Annotated in this window: 17 protein-coding genes and 1 pseudogene; 10 read left to right on the forward strand and 8 right to left on the reverse strand. The window is 42.4% G+C overall.

The window, feature by feature from the left end; genetic code table 11:
• The 6 genes and pseudogenes from Xmir_RS28855 to Xmir_RS23460 all read left to right on the forward strand — a co-directional run.
• Positions 1-154: pseudogene (locus Xmir_RS28855) on the forward strand (IS630 family transposase); the annotation flags it as partial.
• Position 155: 1 nt separating this feature from the next.
• The gene (locus Xmir_RS10990) at positions 156-1,220 is read left to right on the forward strand and encodes a hypothetical protein (RefSeq protein WP_099114292.1); all 1,065 of its coding nucleotides are present in this window, start codon (positions 156-158) and stop codon (positions 1,218-1,220) included.
• 146 nt (positions 1,221-1,366) lie between these two features.
• Positions 1,367-2,095, forward strand: a complete 729-nt coding sequence (locus tag Xmir_RS10995) for a hypothetical protein (protein WP_145956888.1) — start codon at positions 1,367-1,369, stop codon at positions 2,093-2,095.
• A 1-nt stretch (position 2,096) separates the two neighbouring features.
• Complete coding sequence (locus Xmir_RS11000) at positions 2,097-3,182, forward strand: GNAT family N-acetyltransferase (protein ID WP_099114294.1); 1,086 nt, start codon at positions 2,097-2,099, stop codon at positions 3,180-3,182.
• A 9-nt stretch (positions 3,183-3,191) separates the two neighbouring features.
• Complete coding sequence (locus Xmir_RS11005; RefSeq protein WP_099114295.1) at positions 3,192-4,352, forward strand: hypothetical protein; 1,161 nt, start codon at positions 3,192-3,194, stop codon at positions 4,350-4,352.
• Between the two features lie 151 nt (positions 4,353-4,503).
• A complete protein-coding gene (locus Xmir_RS23460) occupies positions 4,504-5,043 on the forward strand; it encodes a nucleoside 2-deoxyribosyltransferase (RefSeq protein ID WP_244170915.1) in 540 nt (179 codons plus the stop codon).
• Positions 5,044-5,089: 46 nt separating this feature from the next.
• Here Xmir_RS23460 and Xmir_RS11015 read toward each other — a convergent pair whose 3' ends face one another.
• A complete protein-coding gene (locus tag Xmir_RS11015) occupies positions 5,090-5,713 on the reverse strand; it encodes a TfoX/Sxy family DNA transformation protein (RefSeq protein ID WP_099114296.1) in 624 nt (207 codons plus the stop codon).
• A gap of 240 nt (positions 5,714-5,953) precedes the next feature.
• On the opposite strand from Xmir_RS11015, the gene sulA reads away from it, so the two are divergent.
• Together sulA and ompA are read left to right on the forward strand one after the other, a co-directional pair.
• Entirely contained in the window at positions 5,954-6,541 is a 588-nt protein-coding gene (sulA, locus tag Xmir_RS11020; RefSeq protein ID WP_099114297.1) for an SOS-induced cell division inhibitor SulA, read from the forward strand.
• A 354-nt stretch (positions 6,542-6,895) separates the two neighbouring features.
• Positions 6,896-8,008 carry a porin OmpA gene (gene ompA, locus Xmir_RS11025; RefSeq protein WP_099114298.1) on the forward strand — a complete coding sequence of 371 codons (1,113 nt, stop codon included), beginning with the start codon at positions 6,896-6,898 and terminating at the stop codon, positions 8,006-8,008.
• A 124-nt stretch (positions 8,009-8,132) separates the two neighbouring features.
• Here ompA and matP read toward each other — a convergent pair whose 3' ends face one another.
• Positions 8,133-8,582, reverse strand: coding sequence for a macrodomain Ter protein MatP (gene matP / locus Xmir_RS11030; protein WP_099114299.1), 450 nt, complete (start codon positions 8,580-8,582; stop codon positions 8,133-8,135).
• 204 nt (positions 8,583-8,786) lie between these two features.
• Here matP and Xmir_RS11035 point away from each other — a divergent pair, with 204 nt between their 5' ends.
• Together Xmir_RS11035 and fabA are read left to right on the forward strand one after the other, a co-directional pair.
• Entirely contained in the window at positions 8,787-10,517 is a 1,731-nt protein-coding gene (locus Xmir_RS11035; RefSeq protein WP_099114417.1) for an AAA family ATPase, read from the forward strand.
• Between the two features lie 86 nt (positions 10,518-10,603).
• Positions 10,604-11,122: a bifunctional 3-hydroxydecanoyl-ACP dehydratase/trans-2-decenoyl-ACP isomerase gene (fabA, locus tag Xmir_RS11040; protein ID WP_099114300.1), complete on the forward strand. Its 519-nt coding sequence runs from the start codon at positions 10,604-10,606 to the stop codon at positions 11,120-11,122.
• A 98-nt stretch (positions 11,123-11,220) separates the two neighbouring features.
• On the opposite strand, the gene rmf is transcribed toward fabA, so the two are convergent.
• From rmf to rlmKL, 6 genes are all read right to left on the reverse strand, one after another.
• A complete protein-coding gene (gene rmf / locus Xmir_RS11045; RefSeq protein WP_099114301.1) occupies positions 11,221-11,379 on the reverse strand; it encodes a ribosome modulation factor in 159 nt (52 codons plus the stop codon).
• A 135-nt stretch (positions 11,380-11,514) separates the two neighbouring features.
• Positions 11,515-12,153: a membrane integrity-associated transporter subunit PqiC gene (gene pqiC, locus Xmir_RS11050; RefSeq protein WP_099114302.1), complete on the reverse strand. Its 639-nt coding sequence runs from the start codon at positions 12,151-12,153 to the stop codon at positions 11,515-11,517.
• Entirely contained in the window at positions 12,153-13,817 is a 1,665-nt protein-coding gene (gene pqiB / locus Xmir_RS11055; protein ID WP_208620423.1) for an intermembrane transport protein PqiB, read from the reverse strand. Before pqiB ends, pqiC begins: the two co-directional genes overlap by 1 nt.
• Complete coding sequence (gene pqiA, locus Xmir_RS11060) at positions 13,804-15,018, reverse strand: membrane integrity-associated transporter subunit PqiA (protein WP_244170916.1); 1,215 nt, start codon at positions 15,016-15,018, stop codon at positions 13,804-13,806. The genes pqiB and pqiA overlap by 14 nt, the downstream gene beginning before the upstream one ends.
• A 103-nt stretch (positions 15,019-15,121) precedes the next feature.
• A complete protein-coding gene (locus Xmir_RS11065) occupies positions 15,122-17,032 on the reverse strand; it encodes an ABC transporter ATP-binding protein (protein ID WP_099114305.1) in 1,911 nt (636 codons plus the stop codon).
• A gap of 4 nt (positions 17,033-17,036) precedes the next feature.
• Entirely contained in the window at positions 17,037-19,154 is a 2,118-nt protein-coding gene (gene rlmKL / locus Xmir_RS11070; RefSeq protein WP_099114306.1) for a bifunctional 23S rRNA (guanine(2069)-N(7))-methyltransferase RlmK/23S rRNA (guanine(2445)-N(2))-methyltransferase RlmL, read from the reverse strand.
• Positions 19,155-19,177 lie beyond the last annotated feature (23 nt).

The raw sequence follows: 19,177 nt of genomic DNA on the forward strand, positions 1-19,177 counted from the left end.
GCAAGTGCGTAATAATGTCTATTTTCCGAATGCGAAAACGTTCCGTGAAACCCTTCGTCACTTTTTTCATGTCACTTTGCCAGAAAAAGCGAAAGAACTTACGACGCGGCTGACTGACAACTTTCAGATTTTAATTCCTGCATCTTCAAGTTAGGTTGGTATACAGGCTAATTGCGCAGGAACCAACGCTGATCATTCGTAATCAGAAACGCGCTATAGAAGATCGTTTACCAGATTCCCGTATCAGAGAAGTCGCTCAGGATAGTTTGTGGGATTACAATGTACCTCATGAAACGTTGCTTGATAGCTCAACATATTCTCCAGACAGCATTGTGGTGTTAATAAGCCAAGCTATTATGCAACAATCTGCCCTCATTTCCCCTTTTGCCAATCCAACCGCTTCTCATTTATGGTGTTTGGGGACAGCATTGCGTTATACTGAATTCAAACGTTTTAAGTGTGTTGATCTGGTCTGGCAAGAAAGCGACCCGCAGCAGTGGCAAAGCAATACTTTTTTCGATTTCACTTTTACAGTCCAAGAAGAAAAGGAATTACTGGTTTTTTTAAAACAGCAGTCTGTTTTATTTAAGTATTTGAATGTGAAATCCCGTGCCTATTCCTACCTGTATGATTTAGCGCAACAGCACGGTTTACGGTGCCATGAAACAAGCAAGTGGATGGCCCCCATTGTAAACATACCTCCTAAGATAACAGTCGCTGACTTTTTGATCCAACATTCAACGCGATTAAAACGCAGCCTTAAGAAAGCACGCACTCACCATACCGTCACCCGTTACAGTACCTCGGGACACACTGAGCAACTCTGGCAAGATGCCCTGTACGTCGATGCGCAAAGCTGGAAAATCATTCAGCAAAGTGATATGCGCAGCCTGAACCGTGAAGATCTCCAATATCTTCCTGGCCTGTTGTCCAAAAGTAACCTATATCATCTGGCGGTCACTTATGATGATAACGGTACTCCCGGTGCTTGGTCACTGATGATAAATAACGGTGCAGGTCAATGGTATGCCACTAAATGGGGTTGCAGCCATCAAGGTAGAGAAATGTTAATGGGAATTAATTGCCTGATTAGCCATCTGGAAATGCTCTATTGCTCTTACACCGGCCTTCAGGTTGATCTATGGGGCAGAGAAAATGAATTCTATGACCAATTAGCCACTGAATATATTGAGCGGCTTCATCTCAGGATCGCACCATGATATCTCACCGCAATATACTTTTTTTGCAAGGTATACACACTCAGCAAGAGATCATGCCCCTGGACAATATAATAAATCATGGCTGTTCAGTACGGGACTTTTTCCACAAGGATCTACAAACCGTAGCGGCGCAGGGGCACTGTCTGATGCCAGAGTGGATATGCCAAAGCATGGTTGGAGCCGTTTACGCAGCGAATTGGCAGCCACTTTTCTATCCAGTTTTACCACCAGAGCAGGCCAGCATGATTTTGCAAGCGGATATCCAAGCCCTGATGGAAATGCTAAGCCCCCTTCCACAACCCTGTGCTGTGCTCCTCGCCCACCCTTTAGGTTATATCGATCCGGGGTGCATAGAATTTTTGCGAAAGATTCAAAACAACCACAATATCCATGTGTTTCTCGATCTTTCTCAGGGCTATGGAAGGAAAGATTGCCGACAGGAAATGCTACGTGTCCATGCCGCTTATTATTCTTTCAATGGCAATAAGCTTATCCGTACTGGTGGAGCATTACGCCTCCGTCTAACAGACAAAGAACCTATTCCCTCCTCTGTCAGAAATATTTTTACTACCTTTTATACCGTAGCCGAAGAAAAATTCACGGTATTAAGAAACCATCTCAAAGCTCACGTTATTGATGATGATATTCACAATGCCTCACTGTACGCTTCTTACCAATCAAGTCCCTACCGTACTGTCTTAGATTGGGAGAAATGTTCTTCCTCCCTGCAAACATTTCTTAAACGTCAGGGACTGGTTCAGCCGTTACTCGCTGAGCCCAGACAAGAAAAAGGGCATCCAAGCTCAAGCTATCATCGGTGGTGTGAGAAAGTTATGTTGATGTTCAGTTCACCAAGAATCGAATGGAGTCAGTAAGATGTTAGAACTCAAACAAGTTACCCCTCAGTCCCCCTTATGGGACTCATTTCTTCATCTTTATGGAGAATATTTTCAACGCCATTGGCCGGAAGTCTTTGGGGATCAGTCAGAAGAAGCGATTGCAAGGGAAAACCATACTGCCCTTGAACAACGCATCCTGCAAGGTGACAGGGGGCTGTTTTTATTGCTGAATGCCGGGCGATTGGCAGGATTAGCCAATGTATATCTTGAACGGGAAGAAAAAGTGACCCTGAATATTGCTGAATTTTATATCAGGGATGAATACCAACGCCAGAAGCTAGGTTATGGATTATGGCATACCATATTGCAATGGGGACGTCGGCACGGTGCAACACATGTTCATCTGGAGACAGATACCGACAAAAATGCCAACTTTTTTTGGCAATCTCACGGGCTGTCAAGCCATCAAGTAGGTAAGCGCATACACTATAATGGCTCTATACCCCCCCTCAAGATACTTTGGATCAGGCATGGGCAAATTATTCCGCTTGATCACTTAGATTACTGCCCTGAAGATAATTTGATCGCCCTTGATGCTACTTCAATCAAACAGGCGGAAGAAATTGGCCTACGCATATTGGGAAAACTTCCGTGGCAAAATATTTATACCTCACCTCAACGCCGGGCACTTGAAACCGCCAAAGCACTCAGCTCAGCATATCAGTCTTGTTCAATACAAGAAACCGATGCGCTTTGTGAATTTTTCCCAGAAGAACTTATTGGTATGAAACTGGTGGATATTCCGCCTCGCTATGGTGAGGATTATGCCTATCGATTACTGCATACCCCCCTTGATTCACCTTTCAAAGATTCAGAACAGGTGATTGACGCAGCTGATAGGATTCATCGTTTTGTTATGCAAATAGGTGATGAAATTTCCATGTCTTCCATGCGGATTATTATCTCCCATCAAAATCTGCACAATATTTTTTTAGCTCATTTAATGACAAGAGATCTCAACCTTTCTGGACGATTACATCTTAATAATCTTCATGGCAGTACTTTTTTATATTGTCCTTATACTAAACAATTTGATATAGAAAATGTAAATATTCCTTTATGAGAGAATAATATGTTGAAAAATATTCCATATATTATTTTTGACGCAGATCCATTCTGTTTTGGTCCAATATCCACCACACTAAATGTGGTGGAGAAATTAAAGCGTCGAAATAAATTAATATCGGGCACGCAATTTATTTTGTTAGGCACATTGACCTCTTCTCAATTAGGTCAAAAATCCGGCTTATTTGATGCAATCTATGAATGTGATACCACTTCTGTTACAGAGCTTTCATACTATTCTGAGCTTATTTCAGGTGCAAGTCTGTATATCAGCAATACTAATCTTAACTCAATTAATTTCGTTTCTAAACTTGATATACCAATTATCTATATCGATACCCTATTTTGGATGTGGGGTAATCTTCATGTCGATTTACACCAAACAGAAAAAACCTTTATTCAAAACTTTCATGGTATAGAGCGTAATATTGAACGATTCCACGATAAACTCGGCAATTATCAAATCATACCACCAATTCTTCACAGCTCTCTGCAACAATGCATGATGGATGAGCATCCTCCAGAAGGGATATTAATTACTCTTGGTGGCATTGACACAGTCTACGCTGATACAACAGATTTTTATTACCATTTCCTTGAAGAGTTATTGTCTATTCCCTCTCTGCAAAATGAAACTAACATTACGATTGCGGGTGGAGGTAACACTATCGTAAATCTGGCAAAAATGTTTGCTAAAACGCATCCTCATATTCATATTGGCTGCTTTGCAAGGCATAGTTTTCTGCAAAAATTACATCGTGCCCGTAAGGTATTAGCCAATCCCGGTCTTACAACATTTTATGAGTGTGTTGCGCTCAATAAGGATGTCTTTTTCTTACCACCACAAAATTATAGTCAGCAATTACAATTAGACGTGTATCTGCAACATTATTACAGTCACGAATATGGTTTTTTATGGCAACCGGAATATGGTTACCCAGATATCCCCCAATACCTACCAGAGAAAGACGGTTTAGCGTTAATTAAAAAATGCAATGACTTATTTATTAATAACTCCACAGAAATAAAACGTGCTATGGATATGATTAATCAATTTCTTGCAAAAGAAACAAGAAACATTAATTTTTGCCATGATATTTTCCAAAATAATTCAGACGACATTATTGTTGATTATATTGAAAATCGGATTCCCAATCAAAAATCGTAACATAACAATAAAATTTAAATGCAATTTAAACATAGCACAAAGATGAGAATATAATTTATTCAGAGAATAATCTGATAATATCAGTGTAAAAAAATAGATGTTCACCATCTATTTATAAACATTAAATCTTATTTCCATAAGAGGCGATTCTATGTCCATGATATTTTCCGATCTTAAAGTATTTATTGGTGGCCCTATTCAACATGCGTTGAAACGCAGAGTATTAGACAATAATTTGCAAGTTCATCTTAAATCTGCCATTCATCAATTAGAATCACTCGGTGCAGAAGTTTTTTCAGCCCATCGTACAGAGCAATTTGGAGGAACAACACACCTATTTACACCAGAAGAAGTTGCTCAACGTGACCGCCAATGGATGGAGCAGTGTGACATTTTTGTTGCTATTTTGCCTGTCTGCCCACAACAGAAACAATTAATCAGGACGGATGGCACTCATATCGAATTGGGTTGGGCTTCCACTTTAAGACGTCCCATTATATTGGTCACCGAAAAACCCTTTGATAACTCTGCCAGCCACTTACTAAAAGGCTTATCAGCTATTGCTCAAGTTCATCATCTCCCCCTAAATGATTTTGAACACAATCCGGCGCTATTAAGCCATACGATTCAATCCATAGCAGAAAAGATAGTAGAAAAGAAAGTGACCCTAACATCTTCAGCCGTCGTATGAAGTGAGGAAATAGGGGCCATTGCCCCTATTCATCAAATATCTCTTATTACGAATGATAGTCCGAATTTTGGTGGAGCCATTCGTCGTGCCAACTGATTAATTCATCACGCAATTGCTCCGGTAACACCGCGACATGGCATCCTTCTATTGCACCAGCCAAAGCAAGCAACAAACTAACATTTGTTTTTTTCCTGTGCTGTTGTAGTTTGAGATAAGTTGCTTTGGCTCCCAGCATTTTCAAATCTTCTACTTTAGAGATGCCCACTTTCCATAGTTGTCTCTCTAAAGCAATCCCTAAATTGGGGAGATCTTTAAGCCTGAGAGGCATTTTCTGCCTATCAACAATTTCTTCCATAGTATATTGGTAGGCTAATTGCATATATTCAAACAACTGTTTTTGATCTTGCCAAAGTGATTCATTAACGCGGTAATACCGCAAGGTCACAGGTATCCCCCTTTTTGAATAAATAAATTTTTCCATGCCCCTAGTCTGAAATAACACTTCAGCACGGCTACTTCCTCGTAGATAAAGTTCCCCCTCAGAGCTGATAGCAAATAAAACACCGTCAATTAACAACCCAATGCCACCAAATTGAGATTTCTTCTTAAGCTTTCCCAATAAAGATACGCCGTATTGTAATTGGGTAAAACGCGGTTCGGATAAAAACATTTTTATCACTCCATGAATCACATTCCAACATAATGTTTAACCATGCCTGCTATTAATAAAATAGATAACAAGAACAATTAATTAAAACCATACGCAATCTATTTCCAACTGCCAACCGTTAAGTCAGAAAAATCCGAATTTCTGTGAATTTTTGCGAAGCGCTTTGAAAAAAAGAGACTTGCTTTTAATCAAATAGCGTTATACTGTATAAATATACAGTTCATTATGGCGAGGAACATTATGGGCATTCAATCATCGTGGAGATATCCCACTGAGAATAAAACGGTAACTGCTGACACGGCAGATAACGAACATAAAACAGACAAAAAAATGGTTGGGATAACCGTGAAAAGACCGTCTTTTATAGAATCACTCCGATGCGCTTCATCAACAGTCACTTCATCAACTGTAAAAGGTATGGTCAGTGAATTGGTCTACAACGAGCACCAACCAACGATTAATCACATTCTGCTTCCTTTATTACGTCAGTCCGGAAATGAAAATCGATGGTTACTCTGGGTAACGCCCAACAAGAGGTTAAGCCGCCAATGGTTGATAAGCTCTGGGCTTCCTTTAAATAAAGTCGTCCAGCTAAACCAAATCCGTCCCATTGCTTCAATTAGTGCCATGGAAAAGGCTTTAGCAAGTGGTAATTACAGTATTGTATTGGGTTGGCTGCCTGAATTGTCTGAATATGAAGTGAACAGATTACAATTGGCGGCGCAAAGAGGCACCGCGATCGGTTTTATTATGCGGCCACAAAACTTAACTCATCAATTAGTTTCATCATCAAATAGGTTACATATTCACTCTATTTACTATCACTAACAAAATTTAGGAATTATCCCAATATTTTTTATAAAAAATAAGCTACTAATTGATAATCAGCCTCCTTTACAATAAAAATCAACATATTGATATGGTCAATATTGTAAATATTTGTCAGAAATATTTTTTATTTGTATACCACTAATTAAAAATTTTGTGCCACTAGTCACAGTGTACTTGTAACTTTTTAAGTTCGTTGTAGACTTTACACAGTTTAGGTTTGTGCTTACCACTCTTATATTTCAGGAAATATCTCCTGACAGGAGCACAGTTACCTAAGCGAACATTTTAACCAATGGCTAATAATAAGGCTTTTAAGGCCAATTGCCTATTTGGATGATAACGAGGCGTAAAATGAAAAAGACAGCTATCGCAGTAGCAGTGGCAGTGGCAGCTTTCGCAACTGCTGCTCAAGCAGCTCCAAAGGATAATACTTGGTATACCGGTGCTAAGCTGGGTTGGTCTCAATACCATGATGTAAATTTCTACGGTAATGATTATGATAATCGAATTGGCAACGGCCCAACTCGCAAAAGTCAACTAGGCGCAGGTGCCTATGTCGGTTATCAGGCAAATCCATATCTGGGCTTTGAGCTGGGTTATGATTGGTTAGGTCGCATGGGTTATAAAGGCAGCGTTGATAACGGTGCTTTCCGCGCTCACGGTGTTCAACTGACAACAAAATTGAGCTACCCAGTGATGGACAATCTTGACGTCTATACACGCCTGGGTGGTATGGTCTGGCGTGCAGACTCTTCTGCAACTTACAACGCCAATGCTGCATCTCCTAAACAAGTAAATAAGAAAGACCATGATACGGGTGTTTCTCCTTTGGCTGCGATTGGTGTTGAATACGCATTGACCAAAAATCTGGCAACCCGTCTGGATTATCAGTGGACCAATAACATCGGTGATGCAACCACCGTTGGTGCTCGTCCAGATAACGGCCTGCTGAGCGTTGGCATTTCTTACCGCTTCGGTCAAGATGAAGCTGTTGCTCCGGTTGTTGCACCAGCAGCTCCGGCTCCAGTCGTTCCAGCACCAATTGTTGAAAACAAGAGCTTTACTCTGCGCTCTGACGTTCTGTTCAACTTCAACAAATCAACGCTGAAAGAAGAAGGTAAACAAGAGCTGGATAACCTCTACAACCAACTGGCTAAAATCGACCCGAATCAGGGGAACGTTGTAGTAATGGGTTACACTGACCGCATCGGTAGCCAGAATTACAACCTGCCATTGTCCCAAAAACGCGCTCAATCTGTTGTAGATTATCTGGTTGCTAAAGGCATCCCAGCAAACAGCATTCAGGCAGAAGGCCGCGGTAAGGAAAACCCTGTTACTGGCTCTACCTGTGACAACATCAAAGTTCGCGCTAAACTTATCGACTGTCTGGCTCCAGATCGTCGTGTAATTATCAATATTCAGGGCACTAAAGAAGTTGTTACTCAACCAAAAGTAGCACAGTAATCTTGTTCTGATAGATTGATCAACAAGACCCCATTTTAGATGGGGTTTTGTTTTTTCTGCCCATATTTTCTTTTCTGTGCGTAGATTGAGTTTGTGAGTAAGTTGAGACTATTTTCTCAAGAGACTATTTTCTCAATATAGCTTCTAAATCCTGCTTCAAACTCGACATCTGGTGCGTATACTTTTCTCGATATTCAGCGTCTTCCAGCAACTGTATTATCGTTTCCGATAAAGTATTACCCCGACGTTGAGAAAGAGCTGAAAGTCGCTGCCAAACATGGAAGTCCAGATCGATGGATTTTTTACGTGAGTGCTGGTGTTCTGCATTAAAATGGCGTTTACGCCGTGCCCGAATTGTTTGTTTCATCCGGTTAGATAAATCCGGATTCATGTGCTGCGAGATCCATTCCAACACCTTAATTGGTTCACATTCCAGCTTCATCAATTCATTGACCGCATCCTGCGCTGCACTTTTTTCAATATATTTAGTAACCTGTTCGCCTTCACGGTGCTTTTTTGCCAAATATGCCCATTTCCAGCCACATTCCAGATTTTCCAATTGTTGATATTTCATTTCATCTCTCAGTGACAGCGTAACTTAAATTAAGCATAGCAATTATTTCTTTGAATTGCTCATAGCAACACAAGATATTGGCCTATTTTACAAGCAATAAATGTGTTAGCTCAAATATCGTTTCTTTTAAGATTCTGGCATGTTGGTTCATTGTCTAATCTTGTATAATAAATGTTTCCCTTTTCACTATATGTAGCTACCACTTTGACGAATATAAAATTAGACTGGCAAGCATTACAGCCAAACAATGCGCCTTATCAAGCACTCTTTAATTCTGTCGCTGAACTGTCCCCCATCACAATGGATGAGGTTCAACCCAGACTACACAGTGGGTTAACTCTTTTTTGTCAGGCTAATCTGCGCCAACCTTTTATGCTGCTAAAGGCTGAAGAGAGTGATGCTTATCTGTCTCTTTTATCTCATACGATTTCCTCTTTACTACCGAAAGATCGTCCAAATATTGGTGGCTATTATCAAATAGAACACCAAACCCTTACTTGGCATTCATCCGGAGAAGGTATGTTTGCTCCGACTGAGCGAGTTGCTTATCGTGAGTGGATTGAAGCAGAGCAATTATTTGGCAATATCTATACGCATCAAGGTGTAATTCAATTGCAGCCCGGGCTTATCCATCAAGTCAATGGTGGTATTCTCATTTTGCCTCTTCGGACTCTGCTTTCTCAGCCATTAATGTGGGTTCGTCTCAAACAGATGATTACCCAACGCCGCTTTGACTGGCTGTCACAAGATGAAAACCGCTCCCTTCCCTTTCCTGTACCATCAATGGAGTTGAATCTGCGTCTGGTTTTAGTGGGAGACAGGCTAAGTCTTGAAGAACTACAATCCATTGAACCCGAACTGGCAAACAGCGCACTGTACGGTGAATTTGAGCCGGATATCCTCTTTCACGAAGAAGGTGATCTGGCAGTGTGGTGCCGTCATGTTAATGGTGTTATTCAACAACAGGAACTGCCTCCACTGAGTGCCGATGCCTGGCCTGAACTGATCAAACAAGCGACCCGCCATACCGAAGATCAACTCTGTCTGCCTCTGGATATTCAGTGGCTGCAACAAAAATTGGAATCAGCAGCCAGTTACCAGCAAGAAAACCAGATCACCGGGCATTCCCTGCAACAAGCAGAAGAGAATCGTACTTGGCGCCATGGTTATTTATCCGAACGCTGTATGGATGAAATGCTGAAAGGCCAAGTTTTGATTCGCACACAGGGTTCAGTTATCGGTCAAATTAATGGGCTTTCAATACTCGAATATCCAGGGCATCCTGACCCAATAGGAGAACCCTCCCGCATCAGTTGCGTTGCTCACTTAGGGGATGGTGAATTTATTGATGTGGAACGTAAAGTAGAATTAGGTGGCAATATTCATGCAAAAGGCATGATGATTATGCAAGCTTACTTAATTTCTGAATTGAAGTTGGATCAACCACAGCCATTCTCTGCTTCTATTGTATTCGAGCAATCCTACGGCGAAGTAGATGGTGACAGCGCATCACTGGCGGAATTATGTGCCCTGATCAGTGCGTTGTCACAACAGCCTATCGATCAGCAAATTGCGGTTACAGGTGCGGTAGACCAATTTGGTCACGTACAACCAATTGGTGGAGTCAATGAGAAAATTGAAGGATTTTTCCGCATATGTCACTACCGTGAACTCACCGGCTCTCAAGGCGTTATTATTCCAACAGCCAATGTGCAACACTTGTGCCTAAGTCAGGATGTCGTTAATGCGGTAAAAAATGGACAGTTTCATATCTGGGTTGTTGAGCATGTCTCTGAGGCCGCATCACTACTAACGGGTATTCCTTATTACGATCCACAAAAAGAACACTTGTTAGCTATGATATATGAACGTATTGCACAGGCTAATAATCAAGAGCGACCTCGGTTACCTTGGTTTCTACGTTGGTTAGGTTAATACTGCCATTATCTGATCGGAGTTGTTCGGCGTACAAGTGTACGCTATTCTCTAGCCCTACATGATTAGTAAGGCTATCTGAGAATATGTTTAAACAACAAGAATCCTACACAAAAGAAGAACTTCAAGCCTCTGGACAAGGTAAATTGTTTGGTGAGAATGGACCACCACTGCCTTCTGGCAATATGTTGATGATGGATCGCATCACGAAAATGACAGAAAACGGTGGTATCTACGATAAAGGGTATGTCGAGGCTGAGTTTGATATCAACCCTGAGTTATGGTTTTTCGACTGCCATTTTGTCAATGATCCCGTGATGCCGGGCTGCCTTGGTCTTGATGCAATGTGGCAGCTTGTTGGCTTTTTCCTGGGCTGGATCGGCGGAGAAGGTAAAGGCCGAGCGCTTGGTGTGGGAGAAGTGAAATTCACAGGTCAGATATTACCGACAGCAAAAAAAGTGACTTATCGCATTAATTTCAAGCGAGTCATTAACCGCAAGTTAATTATGGGCCTGGCTGATGGTGAAGTCTTGGTAGATGGTAAACTGATTTATACTGCGACTGATTTGAAAGTAGGCTTGTTCAAAGATACCAGCGCCTTTTAATGATCCCGCTTTGGTAACTAACTTTTTTCTCCGATGCTGAACACCTCCGCCATCGCGGAGGTGAATTTCTCATTTAATACCAATAGATTTATTTGCCATCAAACGCGATCTTCTTTCGCCTGACGCCATCCCCCCAACCAATACGAACGAGCATCCAATGAATGATAAGGACAATTCTCCCGCGGTCGTCCCAAAATACCAGCCTGATAGCCTCTGGAAAGCGCTCTTGCTAAACGGTCTCTTTTTTGTCTTTTCATGCCTTATTTCCTCATTTGTTACCATGAAGATGAAACGCCGATCGTTTTTATTCAATTGGTTCTAGTGATACCTTTATATTAAATGAATAGAAAGATAATCATAAATTATCATAATAAAATATTTGCACTACTCAGTTAACGTTGAGAGGCTATCTGCCTGGCAATGGATTTAGTCAACTGGTTGTAGCCTTTTGCTAATGTAAGAACTAATTCAGAATAACCATCTTTTTCCTGTTTCAATTCGAGATTAAATGGTCGTTTGGTTACATTATCCGGGTTAGACAATACCCAGTATCCCTCAATCAATACCCGCCCATCATATCGCCCATGAAAAGCAGTTATTGTGATATCTAACGCATCTGCATCTTTTTCCAGTTCTTGTCCAGAAACCAAACGATGCGGGAATGTCGCGCTCAATTCAGAAATCAGAATGTGCTTTAACTGCTGTTGTAATGGGCTGGCCCACAAATGATTTGATGCGTTGATATAGCTGACCTCTCCGGTTTGATACGCAATTCCGGGTGCAGCAAGGTAGTCAGAAAGATTAACGTCTTTTATCCATAGTTGCCGTTCATGTTTAGCTCCCAGCTTATTCTCCTGTGATGATAAGTTTCCCGAAGAGACTGGCTTTTCCGATGATGAATCAGCTAAAACGGGCAGTTGGTAATACGTTTTTTGTGGCTGACTGCCGCTGCATCCTGAAATAAACAGACTTCCAACAACAAAAACACTGACAGAGATAAAAAATGCCAATTTTGGAATCAATTTTTTCATTACTTAGGTGCCTTTTTAGGTTCAGGATCTTTTATCGCTTCCGCTTCAAATACCAACGCATTGCTCTTATTATTCAGTGTCTTCAAGACAGGCTGCAATTCACGCATTACTTGATCCAGCCGCTGCATATTGTCAACCAACTTGTTATAAGCCGGAGAACCAGGCTGAATGCCCTGCATACTACGATTTAACTCATGCAGCGTATTTTGGATATCTTTAGGAAGCCCCTGTGCTTCTTTACTCGCAAGAATGCGGTTTAATTCATCCATTGTTTTTTGCGCAGTTTTAATCGTTTTCTGGCTTTCTTCGAGTGTTCGCGTTGCCTGAATAAATACCGATTCAATCGGCATATTATTGATCTTATCCAGCGCCGTAATGACTTTTTGTTGAATTTGTGCCAAGCCACCACTTACTGTAGGCAGAACGTCATAACCAGCAACTTTATGTGGATTTTCCCAGACTTTTTCATCAGGATAAAAATTCAGGTCAATAAACAGCGCGCCTGTCAATAAATTGCCCGATTTTAAGGAAGCTCTCAAACCTCGTTCAATAATTTCTTTCAGTTCCTTGTCTGTATCGAATCCATCTCCCAGCTCTTTTTTGAAACGTCCCGGCTCTATGTGAATCAATACAGGAATTCGAAAATCACTATCGACACGCTGTTTAATACTCTCGGTATAAAAAGGAACTTTTACTACGGTTCCCACTCGGATACCACGAAACTCAACAGGCGCTCCCGACTGTAAACCACGCACTGAGTCAGAGAAAAATAACAAAAAGCCCTTATGCTCTGTATAAAGTGAGTTTTGGATATTTTTCTCATTGTCATAAAGTTTAAAGACTTCTTTTTCTTTGACAGGGTTGCCCAATCCCCAACCCGTCGGTACATCAAAACTGACACCACCGCCAAGCAAAGTTGATAATGAGGCAACGTCAACCCGTATACCTTGTGATGACATATCAAACGCTACACCACTGTCTTTCCAAAACCTGACATTGGTTGTCAATAAACCGTCATAAGGTGCATTAACGAAAATTTGGTAGCGAACTAACCGAGAAGTCGGATCAAAAGTACCAGCTTCAACTGAGCCTACACGGTATCCCCTAAATAACACCGGATCACCGGGAGAGAGCCGCCCTGCTTTTTCACTTGTCAGTATAATACGAATCCCTTTTGCATCAGGGGAAGCAAGTGGCGGTGAATCAAGCAGTGAGAATTTTTTTTCCTCGCCGCCTTGTGTACCAGGTTGTAATTCAATAAATACGCCTGACAGCAATGTACTCAGGCCAGAAACACCTTCACGCCCAATCTGAGGTTTTACAACCCAAAATGCAGTATCTTTGTGTAAAAGCCGCTCCATGCCATCATTCAAACGAGCTTTAATGATCACCTGCCCCAAATTATCGCTTAATGAAACTTTTTCAACGACACCAACGTCCACGCTGCGGCTTTTAATTTTCGTTTTTCCCGCCTCAATGCCTTCTGCGTTAGACGTAATCAATATCACTTCAGGCCCTTGATGGCTGAAATGGTAAAACAGTATCCAAGCACCGATAAGCACAGTGATAATTGGTACTATCCATACAGGTGACCAACTCTTGAGTTTGCTGATCCTGGCCTGAGCCAGATCTTCTTCTTTATCCGTCACCTTACGACTCCTCATTGTCATGTAAAGCAAATTTACTATTGGCTTTATCCCAAGTTAAACGTGGATCGAATGTTATTGACGCAAACATCGTCAGGATAACAACCAGAGCAAACAGCACTGCCCCTGTAGCAGGATAGATACTCATTAGCTGTCCCATACGAACCAGCGCCGATAATACGGCAATAACGAATACATCAATCATGGACCAACGACCAACAAATTCCACCATTTCATAAATAAAATGCATTGTTTCAGAATCATGGCTACTTTGGCTCTTTGCATCCCAACATAACCAACTAATGGCCAGCATTTTCAATAAGGGCACCATGATGCTGGCAATAAAAATGACTAACGCAACAGGGTAAGAACCCGAACTCCAAAGTAAAATAATCCCTTCCAGAATGTTGGAGTTGATGTGGCTCCCCAATGCCTGAGTCACCATGATTGGCAGAACATTCGCCGGAATATAAAGTATGACTGATGTAATCAGTAACGCCATTGTGTACTGAAGGCTATGGCGGCGGCGGGCATGCCCCTTTGTGTGGCAACGTGGGCATTCGGATTGCTGGGCAGGCAAAATGGCGGTACAACATTGACACAACCTGACTCCCTGCACCAGACCAGGTTTCCCGGCCTGTAAAGGTTGGCAAATTGCAGGAGCTGGTTCTATTTCATTCCAAAACCAATGTCTGTCAAGGCACTGAAAAGCCCTGACCTGAAACAGGCAAAAAAGGCAATAAGGCAGGAAACTCAAACCGATATTAACTTCACCATATGCCATGAGCTTAACAAAGCTCACCAGCACTCCCGCAAGGAAAATTTCTGCCATACACCATGTTTTCATCTTAAACAGGATACGTGCCAGTTCTATTTTCAAACGGCGCACCATCCTGACGTGTTGGCATAAAAGAATAATGGCAACCATGCAGAATGCCGGCACAAGCTGAACAAAGATCAGGAAAAACACGGCCATGCTTGAATAGTCTTCACTATACATTACCTTGGGGATCTGAGTCAGTGTGATTTCACTGACAATCCCCGCGACACTCATGCTGACAAAAGGAAACAGGCATGCAAGAAAGAGCATCATTAATGCACTTATTGCATAGCCTGTTGGCTGATTGCGTGGCTCTTTCCACTTTGCTGTCAGCAAAGTACTACATCGAGGGCAAACAGCTTTTTTTCCTTGTTCCAAATCAGGCACAGCCACCAGCATGTCACACTGGGGACAAAGAACCAGCTTGTCATACTGATGGTTATTGGAACACAAAGCATTTCTCCTTTAGCAAAGCCTACATGGTTTTTTTATGCAGCAGCTATCATCCATTTTTCATCATTTCTAATTCCTGCCAACGATCAAAAGCTTTTTCCAATTCCTGTTCTTTATTTGCCAATTCATTCAGAACATTTTGGGTAATTTCGTGTGATTGGTTGAAGAATTCAGCATCACTGACCTGAGATTGCAGTTTCTCTATTTCTTCTTCTAACTTTTCTAATAATGATGGTAGTTGTTCTAACTCACGCCGTAAATGGTAGCTTATCTTATTGTTGGTCTTTTTCGAGGTATCTTTCGGTTTTACAACCTTAGTTTCAACACTGACCTTTTTCTCTGCGATCTGGCGCAAGGAAATACTCTGCTCTCGTTGTTGTTGAGCATCGTAATAACCTCCCACATAATTGTTGATTTCACCGTCACCTTCAAAAATCCAGCATTCAGTGACTGAGTTATCAACAAATTGACGATCATGGCTCACCAGAATCACGGTTCCGGTATAACCATCAACCAGTTCTTCGAGTAGTTCCAATGTTTCAACATCAAGGTCATTGGTCGGTTCATCAAGAATCAGTAAGTTGCTTGGTTTCAGGAAGAGACGTGCCAGCAACAGACGATTGCGTTCACCACCAGAAAGTGCCCGCACGGGCGTCATGGCTCGTTTGGGATGGAAAAGGAAATCTTGCAAATAACCCAGTACATGGCGGGAGCGACCGTTAACCATCACTTCCTGTTTACCTTCAGCAAGGTTATCCATGACGGTTTTATCAGGATCCAGCGCCGCACGATGTTGATCAAAGTAAGCGACTTCAAGTTTTGTACCACAATGAATGCGCCCACTGTCTGCCGACAAATCGCCCAGCATCAGTTTCAATAGTGTTGTTTTACCGCAGCCGTTTGGCCCCACTAATGCAATCTTGTCGCCACGCTGAACCTGAGCCGAGAAGTTTTTAACTAATGTTTTATCACCAATCTGGTAATTTACATTTTCCATTTCAAACACGATCTTACCGGAACGCGTCGCTTCTTCGACCTGCATTTTCGCCGCGCCCATAACATTGCGACGTTCAGAGCGCTCTACACGCAACGCTTTCAATGCCCTTACACGGCCTTCATTACGGGTACGTCGTGCTTTAATACCCTGCCGGATCCAAACTTCTTCCTGCGCCAGTTTTTTGTCAAATTCGGCATTTTGTAATTCTTCAACCCGCAACGCTTCTTCTTTGCCTTCAAGGTACTTATCGTAGTTTCCTGGCCATGATGTCAATTTTCCACGATCCAGATCGATAATGCGTGTCGCCATGTTGCGAATGAATGACCGGTCATGGGAAATGAAAACAAGACTTCCGTTGAAATCTTTCAGGAAATTTTCCAACCATTCGATCGTGTCAATATCAAGGTGGTTGGTCGGTTCATCCAGAAATAACACTCTTGGCGAACAAACCAGCGCCCTGCCCAATGCAGCCTTACGCAACCAACCACCGGACAGTGAAGATAATTTCGCGTCTGCGGGTAAGGACAATTGTTTCAATACATCGCTAATCCGGCTATCCAGTGACCAAAGCCCCTGAATATCCAGCACCTCCTGTAATTCTGCAAGGCGGTTGAGATTCTTTTCACTCGGATCGGTTTCCACCAAGCGTGAAGCATGGTGGAACGCTTTAATATATTCAGCCTGCTCTTTTACCCCTTCGGCAACAAAATCAAATACCGTGCCTTCTACATCGCGGGGCGGGTCTTGCTGTAAGCGGGCAACAATCAAATCCTGTTCATAGATAACCAACCCGTCATCCAAAGGCTGCTCTTTCGCCAGCACGCGTAACAGTGTCGATTTTCCCGCACCATTACGCCCGACCAGACACACTCTTTCATTGTCTTCTATATGCAGTTCAGCATTATCCAATAACGGTGCATCACTAAAAGACAACCAAGCACCGGATAAACTAATCAATGACATAATATTATTTTTCCTCGCCAGCGTGGCGTAGCAACCAGCAATTATGAATCTGACGGTTACGGGCAAAATCCTGAGATAACGTTTTTTCTGTTATTTCGTCTGCAACCAATCCTAATTTCTCCAATTCGGCAAAATCCATTTTGAATCCCCGTTTATTATTGGAAAACATCAAAGTCCCACCACGACGTAACAGGCGTTTTAATTGCTTCATTAATGCGATGTGATCACGCTGAACATCAAAAGTGTCTTCCATTCGTTTGGAGTTGGAGAATGTTGGAGGATCAATAAAGATCAAATCGAATTGTTCACGCGTTTGTGCCAACCATCCCAGACAATCAGCCTGAATTAAACGATGCTGACGTCCAGCTAAGCCATTTGCCTGTAAATTTTTCTCTGCCCATTCAAGATAAGTACGGGACATATCTACGGTGGTTGTCGAGCGAGCTCCGCCCAATCCTGCGTGAACCGTCGCCGAACCGGTATAAGCAAATAAATTGAGGAAATCTTTATCCTGGCTCATTTCCCCTAATTTTCGGCGGGCAATGCGGTGATCAAGGAATAAGCCCGTATCCAGATAATCGGTCAAGTTAACCCAGAATTTTGCCCCATATTCATTAACCAAAAAGAACTCTTTCTTTTCGGCCATCTTTTCATATTGGCTATTGCCTTTCTGACGTTGACGCGTTTTCAGGATCAGCTGGCTGGATGACAGGCCAAGCACATTCATTGTTGCACTGATGACATCAAATAAACGTTGGCGCGCTTTATTCGCATCCACAGATTTCGGGGGCGCATATTCTTGAACAATGACTTTATCCGCATAGCGATCAACTGCAACATTGTATTCCGGTAAGTCGGCATCATATAACCGATAGCAATCAATACCTTGCTGTTTGGCCCATTTACTGAGTTTTTTCTCATTTTTACGCAAACGGTTTGCGTAATCTTCAGCAATACCAACATCCAAAGACTGTGGTTTATCCGACAATTGATAATTCTTCTGGATACAATCCAGCGGGCCATTTTTCGCCTTGAACTCTCGTTCTGCACGTAACTGCAAGCAGCTCAACAGTTCTGGCGAAGCGCTGAATAGTGATAAGCGCCAGCCGGGGAAGCGGTTTTTCATTACGCGGCCAAATACACTATGCAGTGCAATCAACGCAGGCTCACTTTCAAGGCGTTCACCATAAGGCGGGTTGCTCAGTATCGTTCCCGTAACCCCTTCTGGCAATGGATTTTCCAGCTTGCTGGCATCTCCCTGCTGGAACTGGATAAGTTGGGATACTCCTGCCCTGCGTGCATTTGAACGAGCCATATCCATGACACGGCGATCAATATCTGTTCCGAAAAAGCGGGAAGTGGTTTCCTGTAATCCTTTACGGAAACGTACTTGTGCTTCTGTGGTCACTTCACGCCAGATAGTTTCATCGAATTTCAGCCATGAAGTGAATCCCCAATATTTGCGATGTAAACCTGGTGCACAATCTGCCGCCATCATAGCGGCTTCTATTAACAATGTGCCTGAACCACACATTGGATCAATCATTGGCGTTCCTACGTTCCAGCCAGAACGCAAAATAATTGCTGCCGCAAGGTTTTCTTTTAGTGGCGCTTGCCCTGCCAGATCACGATAACCACGGATATGCAAACTGTCTCCACTTAGGTCAAGTGAAACCGTCGCTTTTTCTTTATTCAAGAAGACATGGACACGGACATCAGGTTGTTGTTTTGCAACATCAGGACGCTGCTTTATTTTACGTACAAAACTGTCAACAATGGCATCTTTGACTTTCAATGCGCCATATTGTGTATTTCTGATTTCTTCATTTGTGCCGCTGAAATGCACGGAAAACGTGCTATCGACCGAGAAAATTTCACTCCAATCGATCGATTGGACACCAAGGTACAGATCTAAGTCACTATAAACCTTGAACTCATTAAGCGGCATCATGATACGAGATGCCAGCCTGCTCCACAGCAGGCTTTTATACATCACCCGATCATCACCCTGAAAATGAACCCCGCCTTGGGCAATCTTGCAGGATTGCGCTCCCAGCATTTCCAGTTCGTTTTTTAACAGTTCTTCCAGTCCACGTGCCGTGCTGGCAAAGAGAGAGTTCATTTTATTAATCACCACAAAAGTTC

The organism is Xenorhabdus miraniensis, from assembly GCF_002632615.1.

Coding starts and splice junctions, on each gene's coding strand:
- Xmir_RS10995 (WP_145956888.1), top strand. CDS start 1,367: ATGCCAGAGTGGATATGCCAAAGCATGGTTGGAGCCGTTTACGCAGCG.
- Xmir_RS11000 (WP_099114294.1), top strand. CDS start 2,097: ATGTTAGAACTCAAACAAGTTACCCCTCAGTCCCCCTTATGGGACTCA.
- Xmir_RS11005 (WP_099114295.1), top strand. CDS start 3,192: ATGTTGAAAAATATTCCATATATTATTTTTGACGCAGATCCATTCTGT.
- Xmir_RS23460 (WP_244170915.1), top strand. CDS start 4,504: ATGTCCATGATATTTTCCGATCTTAAAGTATTTATTGGTGGCCCTATT.
- Xmir_RS11015 (WP_099114296.1), bottom strand. CDS start 5,713: ATGTTTTTATCCGAACCGCGTTTTACCCAATTACAATACGGCGTATCT.
- sulA (WP_099114297.1), top strand. CDS start 5,954: ATGGGCATTCAATCATCGTGGAGATATCCCACTGAGAATAAAACGGTA.
- ompA (WP_099114298.1), top strand. CDS start 6,896: ATGAAAAAGACAGCTATCGCAGTAGCAGTGGCAGTGGCAGCTTTCGCA.
- matP (WP_099114299.1), bottom strand. CDS start 8,582: ATGAAATATCAACAATTGGAAAATCTGGAATGTGGCTGGAAATGGGCA.
- fabA (WP_099114300.1), top strand. CDS start 10,604: ATGTTTAAACAACAAGAATCCTACACAAAAGAAGAACTTCAAGCCTCT.
- rmf (WP_099114301.1), bottom strand. CDS start 11,379: ATGAAAAGACAAAAAAGAGACCGTTTAGCAAGAGCGCTTTCCAGAGGC.
- pqiC (WP_099114302.1), bottom strand. CDS start 12,153: ATGAAAAAATTGATTCCAAAATTGGCATTTTTTATCTCTGTCAGTGTT.
- pqiB (WP_208620423.1), bottom strand. CDS start 13,817: ATGAGGAGTCGTAAGGTGACGGATAAAGAAGAAGATCTGGCTCAGGCC.
- pqiA (WP_244170916.1), bottom strand. CDS start 15,018: ATGCTGGTGGCTGTGCCTGATTTGGAACAAGGAAAAAAAGCTGTTTGC.
- Xmir_RS11065 (WP_099114305.1), bottom strand. CDS start 17,032: ATGTCATTGATTAGTTTATCCGGTGCTTGGTTGTCTTTTAGTGATGCA.
- rlmKL (WP_099114306.1), bottom strand. CDS start 19,154: ATGAACTCTCTCTTTGCCAGCACGGCACGTGGACTGGAAGAACTGTTA.